Annotated in this window: 18 protein-coding genes and 1 pseudogene; 13 read left to right on the plus strand and 6 right to left on the minus strand. The window is 52.2% G+C overall.

Annotation, left to right across the window (positions count from 1 at the left end):
- Positions 1–3: 3 nt before the first annotated feature.
- The 5 genes from KXR87_RS04745 to satP all read right to left on the minus strand — a co-directional run bounded on the left by KXR87_RS04745 (position 4) and on the right by satP (position 5,144).
- Complete coding sequence (locus tag KXR87_RS04745) at positions 4–1,143, minus strand: ABC transporter substrate-binding protein (RefSeq protein ID WP_437431104.1); 1,140 nt, start codon at positions 1,141–1,143, stop codon at positions 4–6.
- Between the two features lie 20 nt (positions 1,144–1,163).
- Positions 1,164–1,940 carry an ABC transporter ATP-binding protein gene (locus KXR87_RS04750; protein WP_437431105.1) on the minus strand — a complete coding sequence of 259 codons (777 nt, stop codon included), beginning with the start codon at positions 1,938–1,940 and terminating at the stop codon, positions 1,164–1,166.
- Positions 1,937–3,010, minus strand: a complete 1,074-nt coding sequence (locus tag KXR87_RS04755) for a FecCD family ABC transporter permease (protein WP_437431106.1) — start codon at positions 3,008–3,010, stop codon at positions 1,937–1,939. The genes KXR87_RS04750 and KXR87_RS04755 overlap by 4 nt, the downstream gene beginning before the upstream one ends.
- Positions 3,011–3,197: 187 nt before the next feature.
- The gene (locus tag KXR87_RS04760) at positions 3,198–4,451 is read right to left on the minus strand and encodes a chloride channel protein (RefSeq protein ID WP_437431212.1); all 1,254 of its coding nucleotides are present in this window, start codon (positions 4,449–4,451) and stop codon (positions 3,198–3,200) included.
- A 126-nt stretch (positions 4,452–4,577) separates the two neighbouring features.
- Positions 4,578–5,144 (minus strand): acetate uptake transporter, encoded by a 567-nt coding sequence (satP, locus tag KXR87_RS04765; RefSeq protein ID WP_437431107.1) that lies wholly within the window; start codon positions 5,142–5,144, stop codon positions 4,578–4,580.
- A gap of 296 nt (positions 5,145–5,440) precedes the next feature.
- On the opposite strand from satP, the gene dnaK reads away from it, so the two are divergent.
- From dnaK to KXR87_RS04820, 11 genes are all read left to right on the plus strand, one after another.
- Positions 5,441–7,357 (plus strand): molecular chaperone DnaK, encoded by a 1,917-nt coding sequence (gene dnaK / locus KXR87_RS04770; protein WP_437431108.1) that lies wholly within the window; start codon positions 5,441–5,443, stop codon positions 7,355–7,357.
- An 86-nt stretch (positions 7,358–7,443) separates the two neighbouring features.
- Positions 7,444–8,580, plus strand: coding sequence for a molecular chaperone DnaJ (gene dnaJ, locus KXR87_RS04775; RefSeq protein WP_437431109.1), 1,137 nt, complete (start codon positions 7,444–7,446; stop codon positions 8,578–8,580).
- 431 nt (positions 8,581–9,011) lie between these two features.
- Entirely contained in the window at positions 9,012–9,776 is a 765-nt protein-coding gene (locus KXR87_RS04780) for an outer membrane protein OmpK (protein ID WP_437431110.1), read from the plus strand.
- Positions 9,777–9,796: 20 nt separating this feature from the next.
- Entirely contained in the window at positions 9,797–11,299 is a 1,503-nt protein-coding gene (locus tag KXR87_RS04785; RefSeq protein ID WP_437431111.1) for a sulfatase family protein, read from the plus strand.
- Between the two features lie 97 nt (positions 11,300–11,396).
- A complete protein-coding gene (locus tag KXR87_RS04790) occupies positions 11,397–12,599 on the plus strand; it encodes an anaerobic sulfatase maturase (protein ID WP_437431112.1) in 1,203 nt (400 codons plus the stop codon).
- A 26-nt stretch (positions 12,600–12,625) separates the two neighbouring features.
- Positions 12,626–13,876, plus strand: coding sequence for a transposase (locus KXR87_RS04795; RefSeq protein WP_437431113.1), 1,251 nt, complete (start codon positions 12,626–12,628; stop codon positions 13,874–13,876).
- A gap of 179 nt (positions 13,877–14,055) precedes the next feature.
- Entirely contained in the window at positions 14,056–15,216 is a 1,161-nt protein-coding gene (gene nhaA / locus KXR87_RS04800; RefSeq protein ID WP_437431114.1) for a Na+/H+ antiporter NhaA, read from the plus strand.
- Between the two features lie 60 nt (positions 15,217–15,276).
- On the plus strand, positions 15,277–16,170 hold the full coding sequence (gene nhaR, locus KXR87_RS04805) for a transcriptional activator NhaR (protein ID WP_437431115.1): 894 nt from the start codon (positions 15,277–15,279) through the stop codon (positions 16,168–16,170).
- Positions 16,171–16,258: 88 nt separating this feature from the next.
- On the plus strand, positions 16,259–16,570 hold the full coding sequence (locus KXR87_RS04810; RefSeq protein ID WP_437431116.1) for an antibiotic biosynthesis monooxygenase family protein: 312 nt from the start codon (positions 16,259–16,261) through the stop codon (positions 16,568–16,570).
- 4 nt (positions 16,571–16,574) lie between these two features.
- Positions 16,575–16,982 carry an amino acid-binding protein gene (locus tag KXR87_RS04815; protein WP_437431117.1) on the plus strand — a complete coding sequence of 136 codons (408 nt, stop codon included), beginning with the start codon at positions 16,575–16,577 and terminating at the stop codon, positions 16,980–16,982.
- Positions 16,963–17,670, plus strand: a complete 708-nt coding sequence (locus KXR87_RS04820) for an ArsR/SmtB family transcription factor (protein ID WP_437431118.1) — start codon at positions 16,963–16,965, stop codon at positions 17,668–17,670. The genes KXR87_RS04815 and KXR87_RS04820 overlap by 20 nt, the downstream gene beginning before the upstream one ends.
- 59 nt (positions 17,671–17,729) lie before the next feature.
- Here KXR87_RS04820 and rpsT read toward each other — a convergent pair whose 3' ends face one another.
- Positions 17,730–17,993 (minus strand): 30S ribosomal protein S20, encoded by a 264-nt coding sequence (gene rpsT / locus KXR87_RS04825; protein WP_437431119.1) that lies wholly within the window; start codon positions 17,991–17,993, stop codon positions 17,730–17,732.
- A 103-nt stretch (positions 17,994–18,096) separates the two neighbouring features.
- Here rpsT and KXR87_RS04830 point away from each other — a divergent pair.
- Positions 18,097–18,311, plus strand: a pseudogene (locus KXR87_RS04830) (DUF2575 domain-containing protein).
- Positions 18,312–18,318: 7 nt separating this feature from the next.
- Positions 18,319–19,257: a bifunctional riboflavin kinase/FAD synthetase gene (gene ribF, locus KXR87_RS04835; RefSeq protein WP_437431120.1), complete on the plus strand. Its 939-nt coding sequence runs from the start codon at positions 18,319–18,321 to the stop codon at positions 19,255–19,257.
- Position 19,258: the final 1 nt, after the last annotated feature.

The raw sequence follows: 19,258 nt of genomic DNA on the forward strand, positions 1-19,258 counted from the left end.
CGCTTAGTGTGAAGGGGTATAACTCAGGACAATATTGTCATCCGGGATCTGGGTGAAGCGCTTGATGATGGTGTGATAATCCGCCTGCGGGTCGAGGTCTTTAAAGCGGTCCGGGTAGAAGATCTTACTCAGTGTTTCAATGGCGACAATGTTGTAAGGGTTGTTGTAAAAGTGGTGATACAACGCCCCGGTATGTCCCTTAACCACTGCCGGAATGCTGCTGACACCCTGGCGGGCCAGCAGGGCATTAAAGGCGGCAGCAACCTCTTTCTGCTCGACGTTATAGCCAAACGGGATGATTGCCGTGCCTTTCCCCGGACGTTTTGACCCACTCATCAGGTAGTAGTCAGGATTCAGGGAGATGATCTTTTCCACTGACACGGTGCCCGTCGCGCCCGGCAACAACTGTGAACCAATGTTCACGCCGCCTGCCGCTTCCACCAGACCGCCCCAACCGTTACGCGCGTGGGTGAAACAGCAGCCATTGTCCAGACCGGCGACACCCGCGATAGGCTCAATAAACACCAGCGGTTTTCTGGCGGCGGTCGCCACGCGTTGTTGCAGGGTTTCCAGACGCTGTTGGTAGAAATCCGTATAGGCTTTGGCGCGTTCGTTCTGCCCCATCACTTTGCCCAGCAGCGTAATGCTCGGCAGGGTATTTTCCACCGGGTGCAGTTCGTAATCGACAAAAAGAACCGGTATATGTAGCGCTTCAAGCTTCGCGAGCACACCACTCTGCACCAGCGACGGTTTAGCGCGCAGTTGGGCAATCATCAGATCAGGCTGACGGGAGAGGATGGTTTCCAGATCCACATTCCCCTGATCGGAAAACTGCATATCAAGGATCTTTTCAGCCTGCGGCCACTTGCGTTTCAGTAGCTCCCAGGTCTGGGTATCCTGTTTTTTCGGCAGATTGTTCCATGCGACGACTTTGGCAAAGGGATTGTCTCGCTCCAGTAGCGCCAGGGCGAAAATGTCGCGGCCATCCTGCAAAATAATGCGCTGTGGCTCATGTGGAATGGTCACCGTGCGATTATCCATATCCTTGACCGTTACCGGCCAGTCAGCGGCCTGCGTGAATAATGGTGACAGCAGCAGAACCGCGCCACCCGCCACGGCAATAAGGGCCTTCTTCAGATTCATGGTTTCCCCGTCTTCCTTTTTTATTGTGTTAAGCCATCGACCACCACGTGCGGCAGTCCCTGTGAACAGCATTCAATTCGGCCCTGCACGCCATAGACAGTGGCAAGGTTAGCGGGCGTGACCACCGCTTCCGGCTCACCGCTGGCAACCAGCGCGCCATTTTTCAGCATGACGGCATAGTCGGCATGACGCAGGGCGATGTTGATGTCATGAATGACCACCACGGTCACGATGTTACGCAGCCGCGTCTCACGGGCCACAATGTCCATGACATGAAACTGATAATTAAGATCGAGTGCGCTGAGCGGCTCATCAAGCAGCAGCAGGTCAGGTTTGCGGATAAGCGACTGCGCCAGACCAATCAACTGCTTTTGCCCGCCGGATAGCTGATCGAGATAACGCATCGCCAGATGCGAGATCCCAAGCTTGTGCAAAATGTCGTAGGCCTCTTTTTCGACGTGCCGTTGCGCGTCAACGCCGCTGGCCCGGCGGGCAACAATCACTGACTCCAGCGCATGCAAATGCACCCCTTGCGGCAGCGATTGCGGCAGATAAACCACTTTCTGAGCTCGCGTTGCCGTCGGCAACGTCATCAGATTTTCGCCGTTGAGCTCAAGCGTGCCCTGCGCCGGATTCAAATCGGCCAGCGCGCGCAGCAGGGTGGATTTGCCTGAACCGTTAGGGCCGAGCAGGGCGGTAATTCTGCCACGCGGCAGCAGAGGGGTCGTCAGCCCGTCGATGATCTTCTTTTTACGATAGCCGGTATGCAAATCGTTGATTTTCAGGCCGTCGGTCATAATGTTCCCCGGTGGCGAATGATAATGCTGAGGAAGAAGGGCACGCCCACCAGCGAGGTAACGATGCCAACCGGAATGATGACGCCATCAACAATGTTTTTTGACAGCACCGACGCAAGAGAGAGGACCAGCGCGCCAATCAGCATGCTGCCTGGCAGATAAAAGCGGTGATCCTCGCCAAACATCATGCGGGAGATATGCGGGGCAACGAGGCCGATAAAGCCAATTGGGCCGACAAAGGCAACGGTGAGGGCTGAAATAATGCTGATGCGCAGCAGTGTGGCAAGGCGTAGCTGACGCACGTTTATGCCAAAACTGATGGCGCGATCTTCCCCCAGACGCAGGGCGGTAAGCTTCCAGGCGTTGCGCATCGACAGAGGCACAATCAAAAGCAGCGCCACCGCCAGAATGGTCAGTTTATCCCAGGAGGCTCGGGCCAGACTGCCCATCGTCCAGAAAACCAGCCCTTGGAGCGTATCTTCGCTGGCGACGAACTGCAGAATCGAAATCAATGCGTTAAAGGTAAAGACCAGGGCAATACCAAACAGCACGACGCCCGAGGTGGCCACACGCGTCCAGCGACTGATCCCGTCAAGTACAAAACAGGCCAACAGGGCAAAGACAAAGGCATTGGCCGAGATAAACCACTGGTCAGGAATACCCGGAAGGCCGATCCCAAGAATAATCGCCAGCGCCGCGCCAAAGGAGGCGGCTGAGGAGACGCCAAGCGTAAAAGGACTGGCGAGCGGATTGTTCAGGATGGTTTGCATTTCAGCGCCCGCCAGCCCCAACCCCATGCCGACCAGGACGGCCATCAGTGCGAAGGGCAAACGCAGCTCCCAGACAATCACCCGGATACCCGCATCCGCCGATGCGGCATGAAAGAGCGTCTGCCAGAGCGTGGAAACAGAAAGGCCGGAAGGGCCCAGGATGAAATCAAGGATCAGCGATGACAGAATTAGCAGCAGGAGAATGCCCGCTAAGATAAAACGCCGTAGCAGAATGCTTTTGTAATGCGACGCCACGGCCGACGCATCAGACTTCTCGCTGGCGGTAAGGGTGGAACTCATGGTCTGACCTTATGCAACATAACAGTAGGGGGATCCCACCCGACGTACCTGTCCGGGTTGTTGCATGAAATCCATTCACCGGGATGCTCCCGGCGAACATAATAAAAATGATAATGCTTATCAATTAAGCGAGGAGTGAATCACGCCTTCGTTTAGGAACTGTTATTGTTGTGCGCAAAAAACGACCTTACCGGCGGGACTCCAGCGCCCGGCAGGTGGCATAAGCGCCAGCGATACATAAGGCCACCGGCACCAGAAAGCTGTGATCCATACGGGTGGATTCCATTATTAACGCAAGGGTGGTGACCGGCATATGGGCCGAGGCCGATAAGAACCCTGCGGCGCCCAGCAGCGCAAAACTTTCCTTATCGCTGCCTGGAAAGAGGTGCCCGGCAAGCAGAAACAGCAGTGAACCAAGCAGGCCCCCCACCGCAAGACCAGGTGTCAACAATCCACCGGCCGCGCCTCCCCGGATCACAGCACAGATCAGGAACACTTTGAGCACCAGAAGAATGACGGCAAGCATCGCGGTCATTTCACCGCTTAAGGCCAGTTGCGCAGCCCCTTTGCCGTTGCCCGGTAATTGTGGAAACCAGATAGTACCCATGCCGAGCAACGTAAAGGCCACCAGGCTAATCACAGGCATCTGCCAGTTAGTGCGCACATGGCTTCTGGCGTATTGGGTGAGACGACGGAAAAGATACGCTGCGGCGCCGAACAAAGGGCCACTTAGTGCCCCCCAAAAGACTAACGAGGTCGCAGCGATTTCAGTAGTAAAACGATACTGGTGTTCATCCCCCAGCCCCAGCGAGGCGACCCAGGCGGCAAGAGCAGACGTCACCAGTGCCGCAATGGCGGCATCCCAGCTAAAACGCACCAGCAGGACTTCAAGCGTAAAGATAGCCCCGGCCAGAGGGACGTTATAAACGGCAGCAAGGCCGGCCCCCGCGCCGCAGGCCGTCATGAGCTGAATATCCGCCGCCGTCAAACACAAACGACGGGCGACGCCCCCGGCAAAGAGCGCACCGGCCTCACGCGGCGCGACTTCCCGTCCCAGCGGCGAGCCCATCGCGACGGTGATGATCTGCAGAAGAATATGGACAAGGGTAGTCAGGGGCGGCATGGGTTTACCGGCGTCAGCCACTGCCGCGCCAATGCTGACGCGCTTTTGGCCATAACGCGCCAGTAACCACCATCCGCATCCTGCCACGACGCCGGCCGCCACCAGCACGAGAAAGCGCCGCTGCGCGCTGGCATCCGTGACGCCTTCTAAAAAGGTTTGTGGGCTGATTAACTGGTTCTGGCTGTAGCCATAGGCGAGGTGCTGGATTTCATGTAACAGCATGGCCAACAACATGCCGCCAAGACCAGCCAGCATGCCGGTCAGAAGCAGCGCTGCCCAGCGTTGAAGCCCGTAAGTTCTGCCCTGTAATAAGATCATCATCCGCGTCTTAATAAGGAGGAAGGAGATCATCATCCCATAAAGCGGCTTAACAGGTAATCAATCGAAGCTGATAGGGAAAGGGGAAGGGATTCGTGCCCGCAGTGCAGGCACGAAGGGGAGTGATTAGTGCGGCTCGCCAATCGGCAGTACGGTGCGACCGTATTGCTCGTTCAGCACTTCACCCATCGCCAGGTAAATCGCGCTTGCGCCACACACCAGGCCAATCCAGCCCGCAATGTGAACGATGCTTTCGTTATCAGCCAGGTGACCGACGGCCAGTAGAGCAAACAGCACGGTCAGGCTCAGGAACACAAACTGCAACATACGCGCGCCTTTCAGCGTGCCAAAGAACATGAACAGGGTGAACACGCCCCAGATACCCAGATAAACACCCAGGAAGTGGCCGTTTGCCGCGTCAGCAAGGCCCATTTTCGGCAGCAGAAGAATAGCGACGAGGGTCAGCCAGAAAGAACCGTAAGAGGTAAATGCGGTTAAACCGAAGGTGTTGCCTTTCTTATATTCCAGCAGACCTGCGAAAATCTGTGCGATACCACCATAAAAAATACCCATAGCCAGGATAATGCCATCTAACGGGAACATACCAATATTGTGCAGGTTAAGCAGAATAGTGGTCATGCCGAAGCCCATTAAGCCCAGCGGAGCCGGATTAGCCAACTTAGTGTTGCCCATAATTCCTCAAAATAAATCAATTTGAATGATGAAAGGAGGCCCTGCATCCGTCTTGAGGGTGCGGGGCGGCGGCATCATAAATAGCGCCATGTCCTGTGTCTATGATCTGAACAGGTGGAAATTAAAAAATTTTTTAATCCTTCCCCCTTGATGAGTGCCGTTACGACCCCATCTTGTAGTCAACCGCAGTGTGTGGGCCTGAAAAAAAGCGAAGGTGGGTAGTTGAAACACCGTAATTCGCCCTTATTACAGGTTCACAACCACATGTTGACTGAATTTTTAGTGGAGACGTTTAGATGGGTAAAATTATTGGTATCGACCTGGGTACTACCAACTCTTGTGTAGCGATTATGGATGGCACTACTGCACGTGTGCTTGAGAACGCCGAAGGCGATCGCACCACGCCTTCTATCATTGCTTATACCCAGGATGGTGAAACTCTGGTTGGTCAGCCGGCTAAACGTCAGGCAGTGACAAACCCGCAAAACACCCTGTTTGCGATTAAACGCCTGATTGGCCGCCGCTTCCAGGACGAAGAAGTGCAGCGTGACGTTTCTATCATGCCGTATAAAATCATTGCTGCTGATAACGGCGATGCATGGCTTGACGTGAAAGGCACCAAAACTGCGCCGCCGCAGATTTCTGCTGAAGTCCTGAAAAAAATGAAGAAAACAGCAGAAGATTATCTGGGCGAGCCGGTAACTGAAGCGGTTATCACCGTACCGGCTTACTTTAACGATGCTCAGCGCCAGGCGACCAAAGATGCTGGCCGTATTGCTGGTCTGGAAGTCAAACGTATTATCAACGAACCGACTGCTGCTGCGCTGGCTTATGGCCTGGACAAAGAAGTGGGTAACCGTACCATCGCGGTTTATGACCTGGGTGGCGGTACTTTCGATATCTCTATTATCGAAATCGACGAAGTTGATGGCGAAAAAACCTTCGAAGTTCTGGCAACCAACGGTGATACCCACCTCGGTGGTGAAGACTTCGACAGCCGTCTGATCAACTATCTCGTTGAAGAGTTCAAAAAAGATCAGGGCATTGACCTGCGTAATGACCCGCTGGCAATGCAGCGCCTGAAAGAAGCCGCAGAAAAAGCCAAAATCGAGCTCTCTTCTGCGCAGCAGACCGACGTCAACCTGCCGTACATCACTGCAGACGCGACCGGTCCGAAACACATGAACATCAAAGTGACCCGTGCGAAACTGGAAAGCCTGGTCGAAGATCTGGTTAACCGTTCTATCGAGCCGCTGAAAGTTGCACTGCAGGACGCTGGCCTGTCTGTTTCCGACGTGCAGGATGTCATCCTGGTCGGTGGTCAGACCCGTATGCCAATGGTCCAGAAGAAAGTGGCTGAGTTCTTTGGTAAAGAGCCGCGTAAAGACGTTAACCCGGACGAAGCGGTTGCCATTGGTGCTGCGGTTCAGGGTGGCGTGCTGAGCGGTGATGTTAAAGACGTACTGCTGCTGGACGTGACGCCGCTGTCTCTGGGTATCGAAACCATGGGCGGTGTGATGACGGCGCTCATCACCAAAAACACCACCATCCCGACCAAGCACAGCCAGGTGTTCTCTACCGCTGAAGACAACCAGTCTGCGGTAACCATCCACGTGCTGCAGGGTGAACGTAAACGTGCGAGCGATAACAAGTCTCTGGGTCAGTTTAACCTGGACGGCATTAACGCAGCACCGCGCGGCATGCCGCAGATCGAAGTGACCTTCGACATCGATGCTGACGGTATCCTGCATGTGTCCGCGAAAGACAAAAACAGCGGTAAAGAGCAGAAGATCACCATCAAGGCTTCTTCTGGTCTGAATGAGGAAGAAATTCAGAAAATGGTTCGCGAAGCAGAAGCGAACGCTGAATCTGACCGTAAGTTCGAAGAGCTGGTTCAGACCCGTAACCAGGGCGACCATCTGCTGCACAGCACCCGTAAGCAGGTTGAAGAAGCTGGCGACAAACTGCCTGCTGAAGATAAAACCGCTATCGAGTCTGCACTGAGCGCGCTGGAAACCTCTCTGAAAGGCGAAGATAAAGACGACATCGAAGCGAAAATGCAGGCACTGGCACAGGTTTCCCAGAAACTGATGGAAATTGCCCAGCAGCAGCATGCCCAGCAGCAGGCGGGTGGCGCTGATGCCTCGGCGAACAATGCGAAAGATGACGATGTTGTTGACGCTGAGTTTGAAGAAGTAAAAGACAAAAAATAATCGCCCTGATGCAGGGTAAGTAATCAGCACGGGCGAAGAGGTTTCCTCTCCGCCCGTGCTCGCATGTTAAGGGGCTTAAAAAAACAATGGCAAAGCAAGACTATTACGAGATTTTAGGCGTTTCCAAAACTGCGGAAGAGCGTGAAATCAAAAAGGCGTATAAGCGCCTGGCCATGAAATATCACCCGGACCGCAACCAGGGGGACAAAGAGGCCGAATCCAGATTTAAAGAGATCAAAGAAGCCTACGAAGTCCTTACCGATGCCCAAAAACGCGCGGCCTACGACCAGTACGGTCACGCGGCGTTTGAACAGGGTGGCATGGGGGGCGGTGGCGGCGGTTTCGGCGGCGGCGCAGACTTCAGCGACATCTTTGGCGACGTGTTTGGCGATATTTTTGGTGGCGGCCGGGGCCGTCAACGGGCGGCGCGTGGTGCTGACCTGCGTTACACCATGGAACTGACGCTGGAAGAAGCGGTACGTGGCGTCAGCAAAGAGATTCGCATACCCACTCTTGAAGAGTGTGATGTTTGCCACGGCAGCGGTGCCAAAGCGGGTACCCAGCCGCAGACCTGTCCAACCTGTCATGGTGCGGGCCAGGTGCAGATGCGTCAGGGCTTTTTCGCCGTGCAGCAGACCTGTCCACACTGTCAGGGCCGCGGTACGCTTATTAAAGATCCGTGCAATAAATGTCACGGTCATGGCCGCGTAGAGAAAACCAAAACCCTGTCGGTTAAGATCCCGGCTGGCGTTGACACAGGCGATCGTATTCGTCTGGCGGGTGAAGGCGAAGCGGGCGAGCACGGCGCACCGGCAGGCGACCTGTATGTTCAGGTGCAGGTGAAGCAGCATGCTATCTTCGAGCGTGAAGGCAATAACCTCTACTGTGAAGTGCCGATTAACTTCGCTATGGCCGCTCTTGGTGGCGAGATCGAAGTGCCGACGCTTGATGGGCGCGTGAACCTGAAAGTGCCTGGCGAAACCCAGACCGGCAAGCTGTTCCGCATGCGCGGTAAAGGCGTGAAGTCAGTGCGCGGTGGCGCGCAGGGCGACCTGCTGTGTCGCGTGGTTGTTGAAACACCGGTTGGCCTGAACGACAAGCAGAAACAGCTGTTAAAAGAGCTCCAGGAAAGCTTCGGTGGCCCGACGGGTGAGCATAACAGCCCGCGCTCGAAAAGCTTCTTCGACGGCGTGAAAAAATTCTTTGATGATTTGACGCGCTAAAAGATGTGATCAATTTTTGCGGCCGCTGATGCGGCCCTTTTTTTTGCTAATTGCATTCATTTAAATAATGATTGAATGTTTTTTAAAACCCTGAGCTATATTTACTCCAGACCTTTGTGTTGGGGTAGTAACAAAATCTATTTTTAAATGTCAGTAAAATAAAAACTGAACCGCCCGTAATCTTCATTTCAGTTCGATATTTTTTGGATGCCTGAATACCAAGTGAGTCGTCCTCTCTGTTTTTCATGAGATAATTTATTAAAAAACAACATAATCTGACACCACCCTCTGGGTGAGTATTTATCAATCCCGGTGTGATATCTCTATCACAAACAAAAGTCTCCCTTTTTATAAACTACTGCCATTGTTTTTCTCATTTCAATATTTATTTGGAATTATTACCACCCGTTATAACAACAGGAGATAATCGAGTGTCCAACTGGAAGGAAAAACTTATCGTTTGCACGATATTATCAGCAACTGCATCGTATAGCTTACCGGCGTTATCTCTGGAATTTAAAAGTGCGTTTGGTTCAATTAATGCTGGATATGCAGACTGGAACAGTGGTTTTGTGAATGTTCACCGTGGAGAGGTCTGGAAAGCAACCGCGGATTTCGGGGTCAATTTTCGCGAAGCTGAGATTTATTCTTTCTTTGAGAGCAACGTATTAAACCACTCGGTGGCGGGGCGAAATCATACTGTTTCTGCTATGGCGCATGTTCGTCTTTTTGATACTGATTACAGTTTCTTTGGGAAGCTTTATGGGCAATGGGATAACTCATGGAGCGATGATTTAGATATGTTCTATGGCTTAGGCTATTTAGGCTGGCAAGGAAAAGAGGGCTTTTTTAAACCTTACATTGGCTTGCATAACCAATCTGGTGATTACGTATCACAACAATATGGGCAAACCAGTGGCTGGAATGGATATGTTCTTGGCTGGACCGCGGCTTATTTCTTTTCAGCGTGGGAACAGAAATTCGTGCTATCAAACTGGCATGAATTTGAATTTGACAGAAATGATGCTTATGCCGAGCAACAACATGGTCATACAGGAATAAATGGTGGACTGACGCTGGCGTGGAAATTTTATCCGCGTTGGAAAGCTGCGATTACCTGGCGCTATTTTGATAATAAGCTCGGCTATGACGGGTTTGGTGATCAAATGATTTATATGTTGGGCTATGAATTTTAACTTTATTCAGAGGATCTGAAATGAAAAAAACTTTTATTGCCAGCATGATTGGTCTGGCATTGTGCGGCGGCAGCACACTCTCATGCGCACAGGCGGCAGAGGTGAAACGCCCCAATCTGGTGATCATTCTCACTGATGATTTAGGCTATGGTGATTTAGGCACTTATGGTCATCAAATTGTTAAGACGCCGAACATCGATAAATTAGCGCAGGAAGGCGTTAAATTTACCGATTATTATGCGCCTGCCCCTTTATGCTCACCCTCACGTGCCGGGTTACTGACCGGGCGTATGCCATTCAGGACGGGTATTCGTTCATGGATCCCCGAAGGTAAAAATGTTGCGATTGGTCGTAATGAACTGACGATTGCCAATTTATTAAAAGAAAATGGTTATGACACTGCGCTGATGGGAAAACTGCACCTTAATGCCGGGGCCAACCGTACTGACCAGCCTCAGGCCAGGGACATTGGTTTTGATTACTCCCTGGTCCATGCGGGTGGGTTTATTACCAATGAGCGGTTGGCGAAGGCGAAAGAGCGCCCCCGCTATGGCGCTGTCTATCCCGATGGATTTATTCGTAATGGCACACCGCTGGGAGAGGCCAAATTATTAAGCGGTGAGCTGGTAAGTACAGAAGCCGTTAACTGGCTGGATAAGCGCGCCAAAACGAATAGTGAGAAACCTTTCTTCCTGTACGTGGCTTTCACTGAAGTACACACCCCGGTGGCCTCACCCAAAAAGTATCTCGATATGTATTCGCAATATATGAGCGATTACCAGAAGAAGCATCCTGATATGTTCTACGGCGACTGGGCTGATAAACCCTGGCGCGGTCCGGGAGAATACTACGCCAATATTAGTTACATGGATGAACAGGTGGGTAAAGTGCTGGAAAAAATTAAGGCGATGGGGGAAGAGGATAACACCATCATTATTTTTACCAGCGACAATGGTCCGGTGACACGCGAAGTTCGTAAGGTATATGAACTGAATATGGCCGGGGAAACCGACGGCCTGCGTGGACGTAAAGATAATCTATGGGAAGGGGGCATACGCGTTCCCGCCATTATTAAATACGGTAAGCATCTGCCACAAGGCATGGTCACCGACACGCCAGCATCTGGTCTGGACTGGATGCCGACCCTTGCACAGATGATGAAATTTGAGTTGCCCAAAGATCGCACCCTTGATGGTCAGTCACTGGCACCCGTGTTTGAAAAAGCGGAACTGAAGCGTCAAAAACCACTGATTTTTGGTATCGATATGCCCTTCCAGGATGACCCGACCGATGAGTGGGCGCTGCGTGATGGTGACTGGAAGATGATTATCGACAGGGAGGGGAAAGCAAAATATCTCTACAACCTGAAACAGGATCGTGCGGAAACGATGAATCAAATCGGGAAAAATCCTGAGGTAGAAAAACGTCTCTATCAAGAGTTCCTGAAATATAAGCAGGATATTGATAATGATTCGCTGATGAAAGCACGCGGCGAGAAGCCAACGCCAGTGACCTGGGGTTAATGCATTTAATAATAAAAAAACGTTATGCCACTTAGGGCGCTGCCCGCCCGATCTCTTTTTTGAAGAGATCGGGTCATTTTTATTTCAGGGAGCAAAAATGATGCGCAGAAAAAGTTGCCAGGTGATGATCAAACCTACCGGTTCAGTTTGTAATCTGGACTGTCAGTACTGCTTCTACCTGGAAAAAGAAAAACTCTACCCCGCAAGAAAAAAGCACTTCAGGATGAGTGAAGTTACGCTCGAAAAGTTGATTCAACAGCACATTGAAGCACAAGAGGTTGATGAGGTGATCTTCGCCTGGCAGGGCGGGGAACCGACCCTGATGGGGATTGATTTTTATCGTAAAGCGGTCGACTTACAAAAACGCTATGCCAATGGAAAAAGGATTATTAATACCTTCCAGACCAATGGTGTGCTGGTAGACGATCGATGGTGCGCTTTTTTTAAGGAGCACGCGTTTCTGGTTGGCATTTCAATTGATGGCGATGCCGCGCTGCATGATAAGTGGCGCGTCACCCGCTCCGGTAAACCGACGCATCGCCGGGTGGAGCAGGCTCTTTTTTTGCTGGTGCAGCACGGCGTTGAGTTTAATACCCTGACGGTTGTCAGCCAGACTAATGCCTCCCGACCGCTTGACGTTTATCGTTATCTTAAAGAGAAAGGCAGTAAACACATGCAATTCATCCCTCTGGTGGAACGACGCAGCAGTGGATGTGATGCGAAGCCGCTGGCCCATCCTGACGCACACTCGACCTCGGTTATGCCCTGGTCAGTGGGTTCGCTACAGTTCGGTAAATTTCTTTGCGCAATCTTCGATGTCTGGATTCGGGAAGATATTGGTCATATTGATGTTCAGTTGTTTAACCAGACCCTGGCGGCATGGTGTGAACTTCCCCCTCAGGTCTGCATTTTTGCCCCGCGTTGTGGCAGCGCATTTGCGCTGGAGATGAATGGTGATGTTTACAACTGCGATCACTATGTTTATGCCGATTATAAAGTGGGCAATATCAACCAAATCTCGCTAAAAGAAATGAATAATGGGGAACAGAATCTCGACTTTGCAGACAATAAGTATCGTAGCCTGTCCGGTGAGTGTCACTCCTGTCCGTGGCTTTTTGCCTGTTATGGCGGCTGTCCCAAACACCGCTTTTTGCCTTCGCGCACCGGCGACAGGCAGCAAAACTACCTGTGCGAGGGCTATCGGTACTTCTTTAGCCACACGGCTGAGTTAATGGGGGCCATGAAGACGTTGTTTCAACATGGCTATTCACCCGCTGATATCCAAACGGTTATAGGGTAGTCAGCCCACATTCAGAAGGAACTGCAATGTTTAAACATATCAACGTGAACTCCTGTAAAACGGTGGGGTGTAAAAACATCGGTCTACTGGAAAGTCCTGATTACCAGCCTCTCGGGGACAACGTTCTCTGTCGTGAATGCGGATTTTTATTCCCGCTTATTGCAGAGACGGCCCTCAATGCTTTTCGCGGGGCGGTCAATTACCCGTGGAAAGGAATTATCAGACAGTGTCCTGATTGTGGTGGAATAGCGCTGAAACGGCATGGATATGCCGCAGGTGGGAAAGCCAGACTGTTATGCCGACATTGCAACCGGACCTTTTTGTCTACCGCGACTCACGGGGAGACGAAAGTTCAGGGGGCATTATCTGAAGCCATTACCGCAGGTGTTACCCTCGCGGAGTTACGCAAAACACTTAAGATTGATAACACTGCGCTGGCCCGGCAGCTTGCCCGGTTATCGCTGCAAGCGAATCGGGAGATGTCCGGTTTGCGTTTCCCCGCCCTTGATATTGCGCTCAGTACACGTGCTTTTACGCTCAATTTTAATGATTCAGAGAATAAGCTTTACACGCTGGTGACGGCTGAAGTGGGGAGTGGCAATATCGTCGCTGTCTCGACTAACTACTCACCGCTTCCTGTGGATAGTGTCTACCAGTATTCTTCCCGTTTCGCAGAACGCCCCATTCCTGGAACCCTTGTGCATCTTGTGCAGCGAAAAGAGAAGATGACGGCAAGGCGTGGCCTGCTTTTCGATATTGATTATGGCGCGGCGAAGCTATGGAAAAATGATTCAGGTATGCTTGTTAAGCCGGTTTTACCTGCCTATCGGCATTTTGAGCTCGTTAAACGTCTGACGGATGAACGTTCCCTCAATGTGCTGCACTTTCTTGAGCATGAATGCTTTATTTTTGGAGGGTGCCTGATGGCGAATTATAGCGATGTGAATCGCGGTCGATGCCACATTTCGTTTGTCACCGAACGAGGCATTCAGCGAACGGACCAACATTACCCGCCTCGTTATTTTCTGGCAGGGGGAATACGCAACAACGCATGGCGCTATTTTTCTCATCGCGAGTATGCAATGGGCGTTTCAAACCTGACGGGCAATAAAAAAATGAGTCAGGTTAGCCAGGCGACGTTGTTACCCGCGACACGATTTATTCATTTCATTGAATCGCATCCTTTTTCCGGCCAAATGCAGCGCCTCTCCCCGGCAAATGTTGGCAGGGTGCTCGATTACCTCCGCTATGAATACAATCAAAAAATGCTGGCATGAGATTCTGGTGTGGCGATGCAGAGGGCGCATTCGAGAAAACGAGTGAAGCTAATCGGGGGGCGTAGCGCTAAAAAAACTCGGTTAAACCGAGTTTATCCTCAAAAATTATCTGATTTTATCGAGCTTTCTTACGCGGTAATATGGCCCTCCTTCAGGGAGCCGTTTATCGGGAGAAAATCATGAAATTTTTACAACGCTTCTTTAGTAGCGATGTTTCGGGAGGCATTGTCCTCATTATTGCCGCTGTGCTGGCGATGCTTTGCGCAAATCTCTCTTTTACTCAGGCAGGGTATCAGTCCTTTCTGGACACGCCTGTCGCCTTCAAAGTGGGCGCGCTTGAAATCAACAAAAACATGCTGCTCTTTATCAACGATGCGCTGATGGCGGTGTTTTTCCTGATGGTGGGCCTGGAAGTGAAGTATGAACTGGTGCAGGGCGCACTGGCCACACGTCAGCAGGCGATATTTCCCGTCATCGCTGCCCTCGGGGGCATGGTGGCACCAGCATTGATTTATCTGGCGTTCAATTTTCACGATCCGGTAGTCAGCCATGGCTGGGCTATTCCAACGGCGACCGATATTGCTTTTGCCCTGGGCGTACTGGCTTTGCTGGGTAATCGTGTTCCCGTTGTACTGAAAGTGTTCCTGATGGCGCTGGCAATCATCGACGATCTGGGCGCTATCATCATTATTGCCCTCTTTTACACCAGTGACCTGTCGATGATGGCCCTGGGCGTAGCAGCGGCTGCTATCGTCGCGCTGGCGCTGCTTAATATCTTGAATGTCCGGCGCACCGGTATCTATATCCTGGTGGGGCTGGTGTTATGGACGGCAGTGCTCAAGTCAGGGATTCACGCCACGCTGGCGGGCGTCATTCTGGGTTTCTTTATTCCGTTGAAGGAGAAGGACGGTGTTTCACCCGCCCGGCAATTGGTTGAGGTTATTCATCCGTGGGTGGCCTGGCTTATTCTGCCATTATTTGCTTTCGCAAATGCCGGCGTGTCGCTGGACGGTGTTTCGTTAGGCGGCCTGACCTCCGCGCTGCCGCTGGGTGTCATCGCCGGTTTACTGATTGGCAAACCGGTCGGTATCACCCTCTTCTGCTGGCTGGCATTACGGCTGGGCCTGGCAAAACTCCCTAAAGGCGCGGCCTTTAAGCAAATCATGGCGGTAGGCGTGTTGTGCGGCATCGGCTTTACCATGTCCATTTTTATCGCCACGTTAGCCTTCGGTGATGCCGACCCGCATAGCGTCGGTTGGGCGAAACTGGGGATCCTGACGGGCTCTGTTCTGTCTGCCATTATAGGTTACTGCCTGTTGCGCACACGGATCGTCCGTTAACCTCTGACGGGAAGGCGAGTGACCGCCTTCCCGTTATTTTACTCCGGGAGCGAAGCGGCGATGTCGAACATTAACTACAACCATTTGTACTATTTCTGGCATGTCTACCGGGAAGGTTCGGTTGTCGGGGCTGCAGAGGTACTATTCCTGACGCCGCAAACCATCACCGGGCAGATCAAATCGCTGGAGGAGCGGTTGCAGGGGAAACTCTTTAAGCGCCGGGGAAGAGGGCTGGAACCCACGGAACTTGGCGAGCTGGTGTTTCGCTATGCGGACAAGATGTTCACGCTCAGTCAGGAAATGCTTGATATCGTTAACTATCGCAAAGAGTCACATCTGCTTTTCGATGTGGGCGTGGCGGATGCGTTATCAAAAACGCTGGTCAGTGGCATTCTTGATGCCGCCGTGCAGGAAGGGGAGCCCATTCACCTGCGCTGCTTTGAATCGACGCATGAAATGCTTCTTGAACAGCTCAGCCAGCACAAGCTCGACATGATTATCTCCGACTGTCCCATTGATTCTACGCACCAGGAAGGGCTGTTTTCGGTAAAGATCGGCGAGTGCAGCGTCAGTTTCTGGTGTCAGAAACCGGCGTTAAAAAAGGCGTTTCCGGCCTGTCTGGAAGAGCGCCGGCTGTTGATTCCCGGGCGCCGTTCAATGCTCGGCAGAAAGCTGCTGAACTGGTTTAATTCGCAGGGACTCAATGTTGAGATTCTCGGTGAGTTTGATGACGCCGCACTGATGAAATCCTTTGGCGCGGCGCACAACGCCATATTTGTTGCCCCCACGCTGTATGCGCAGGACTTCTATTCTGACGACACTATGCTGGAAATCGGGCGGGTGGAGAATGTGATGGAGGAGTATCACGCCATCTTCGCCGAACGTATGATTCAGCATCCGGCGGTGCAGCGCATCTGCAATCGCGATTACGCCTCGCTCTTTCGCGGCCTGTGACGCGTTACGACATGTTTCGCTAAGCGACGAAGCATTCTGATCTCCGTGCCGTACATTTATCACCGTTAATTCATAGAGGTGATAAATCATGATAGCGGTACTTTTTGAAGCAGAGGCGATTGTCGAAAAACAGGCGCGATACCTCGAACTTGCAGCGCAGCTCAAGCCACTCCTGAACAGGATTGATGGCTTTATCGACCTGGAGCGGTTCCAGAGTCTGACCACGCCTGGCAAAATCCTTTCATTATCCTGGTGGCGTGACGAGGCTTCGGTTCTTGAATGGAAGAAGAACCACTTTCATCGCGCGGCACAGAGTGAAGGTCGGGAAGCCATTTTCTCGTATTATCGCATTCGTATCGCCCGACTTCAGCGTGAATATTCGTCGGAAAGTCGGGGGTAAGGCAATGTACGATATTCATGTGATTCTGAAGAACGCACCGGGTGAACTGGAGAAATTGGGTAAGACGCTGGGCAGCAATGGCATTGGCCTTGAAGGTGGGGGCGTTTTTACCACAGGAAACGAAGCCCATGCCCATTTTCTGGTTGCAGAGGGGGTAAGGACGCAGGCGGTGCTGGACGCGGCGGGTTTTCAGGTGGGTGGTGTGTCACGCCCACTGATCCGTAAGCTGAAGCAGGAACGGCCAGGCGAGTTAGGGGAAATTGCCGCTGCACTGGCGTTACGTGGAGTGAATATCCTGGTACAGTACAGCGATCATGCTAATCAACTTATTCTGGTGACCGATAATCCGGCCGTCGCCAGTGAGGCCACAGAACCCTGGGAGGTCACTGTTCATGACTGCGAGTCATCCTGAGCCGCTTGCGGAGGACGATGCGCCTGAACGCTCAATCGCGGTGGTCGCTGCCGCGATGTCCGATACTTCGCGGGTTAAAATGCTCTGCGCGCTCATGGACGGGCGCGCATGGACCGCCACTGAGCTTAGTACGGTGGCCGATATTTCGGCCTCCACCGCCAGCGCCCATCTTAGTAAGTTACTTACCAGTCATTTAGTCAGTTGCCTGAGCCAGGGGCGCCATCGTTACTTCCGTCTTGCCGGGCAGGACATTGCACAACTCATTGAGCAGATGATGGGGGTGTCCTGGCGGCGGGTAAATCCTCCCACAACCCGAACGCCCGTGGCCTTAAGACGAGCGCGTACCTGCTACGATCATCTTGCCGGTGAACTGGCAGTAAAAATCTATGATGCTCTGCAGAAGAAAGGGGAGATAGCGGAGGATGGCGGCACGCTAACGGCCCAGGGGATGGCATTGTTCTCCCGTATCGGTCTGCCGTTAGCAGAAAAAACCACCCGCAGGTTGTCCTGTGCCTGCCTCGACTGGAGCGAAAGACGTTTTCATCTTGGCGGACAGGCGGGGGCGCTACTGCTGCAGTACTTTGAACAAAAAGGGTGGCTCCTTCGGACGCCGGGCTATCGGGAAGTGACCTTTACGGAAGAGGGCATGCGGGGATTACAAACGTTATTCGCTATCGACGATAAATAGCAGGCATAAAAAAACCCGCATTAAGCGGGTTCTTTTTACAAAGCACAACAAGCGGGCGATTAAGCCAGTTTGCTGATCTGTGCAGTCAGGTTAGCTTTATGACGTGCAGCTTTGTTTTTGTGGATCAGACCTTTAGCGGCCTGGCGATCCACGATCGGTTGCATATCGTCAAATGCTTTCTGTGCAGCAGCTTTGTCGCCAGCTTCAATCGCAGCGTACACTTTCTTGATGAAAGTACGCATCATAGAGCGACGGCTTGCGTTGTGTTTGCGAGCCTTTTCAGACTGAACGGCGCGCTTCTTAGCTGATTTGATATTAGCCAAGGTCCAACTCCCAAATATGATCTATATGGACAATTCAAAGGCCGAGGAATATGCCCTCTTAGCCTTCTTTTGTCAATGGATTTGTGCAAATAAGCGCCGTTAAATACAACGCTCGTTACGTAGTGATGGCGCAGGATTCTACCAGCTTGCTGTCGATGAATACAGCTTTTCCACGATAAAAATCGTTAACCAGGCCAGTTTTTCGTACCAATGGTGGGCAGCTTAATGAAATCCTTCCCCTTTCTGGCGCCATCAGGCAATCGTCGGTTAACGTTGCACGTTGTACAAGGTATAATCCGACGATTTTCACTGTTTTGAGCCAGACATGAAGCTGATACGCGGCATACATAATCTCAGCCAGGCACCGAAAAAGTGTGTGCTGACTATTGGTAATTTCGACGGCGTTCATCGTGGTCATCAGGCGCTATTACAAGGGCTTAGCGAGGAGGGCCGCCAGCGTGGCCTGCCTGTTGTGGTGATGATCTTCGAACCGCAGCCGCTTGAACTTTTTGCAGGTAACAAGGCCCCGGCACGCCTGACCCGTTTACGTGAAAAACTGCACCTGTTGGCAAAATCAGGTGTGGATTACGTACTCTGTGTCCGCTTTGACCGCCGGTTTGCAGCATTAACGGCGCAAAATTTCGTCAGTGACCTGCTGGTCGACAAACTGGGCGTGCAATTTCTTGCTGTCGGGGATGACTTCCGCTTTGGTGCTGGTCGACAGGGCGATTTCTTGTTATTACAGAAGGCCGGGCAACAATACGGCTTTGACGTCACCAGTACACAAACATTTTGTACCGGTGGCGCGCGCGTGAGCAGCACGGCGATACGCCAGGCGCTGGCAGACGATAACCTTCAGCTTGCCGAAGCGTTACTGGGCCACCCGTTCAGTATTTCCGGGCGCGTCGTTCACGGTGATGAACTGGGACGCACCATAGGTTTTCCGACGGCGAATTTACCGCTACGTCGTCAGGTTTCCCCGGTTAAAGGGGTCTATGCGGTAGAGGTGGTCGGTTTAGGTAATACATTACTACCCGGCGTTGCCAATATTGGCACGCGCCCAACGGTTGCAGGCGTACGCCAGCAGCTGGAAGTTCATATCCTGGACGTTGTAATGGACCTTTACGGACGCCATATAGATGTAATACTGCGTAAAAAAATACGCAACGAGCAGCGATTTGGCTCGCTGGATGAACTGAAAGCGCAAATTGCGCGTGATGAGTCAACGGCCCGCGAGTTCTTTGGGCTATCAAAACCGGCTTAAC

This window comes from Yokenella regensburgei (assembly GCF_051486985.1).
Lineage (GTDB): Bacteria > Pseudomonadota > Gammaproteobacteria > Enterobacterales > Enterobacteriaceae > CBFFRJ01.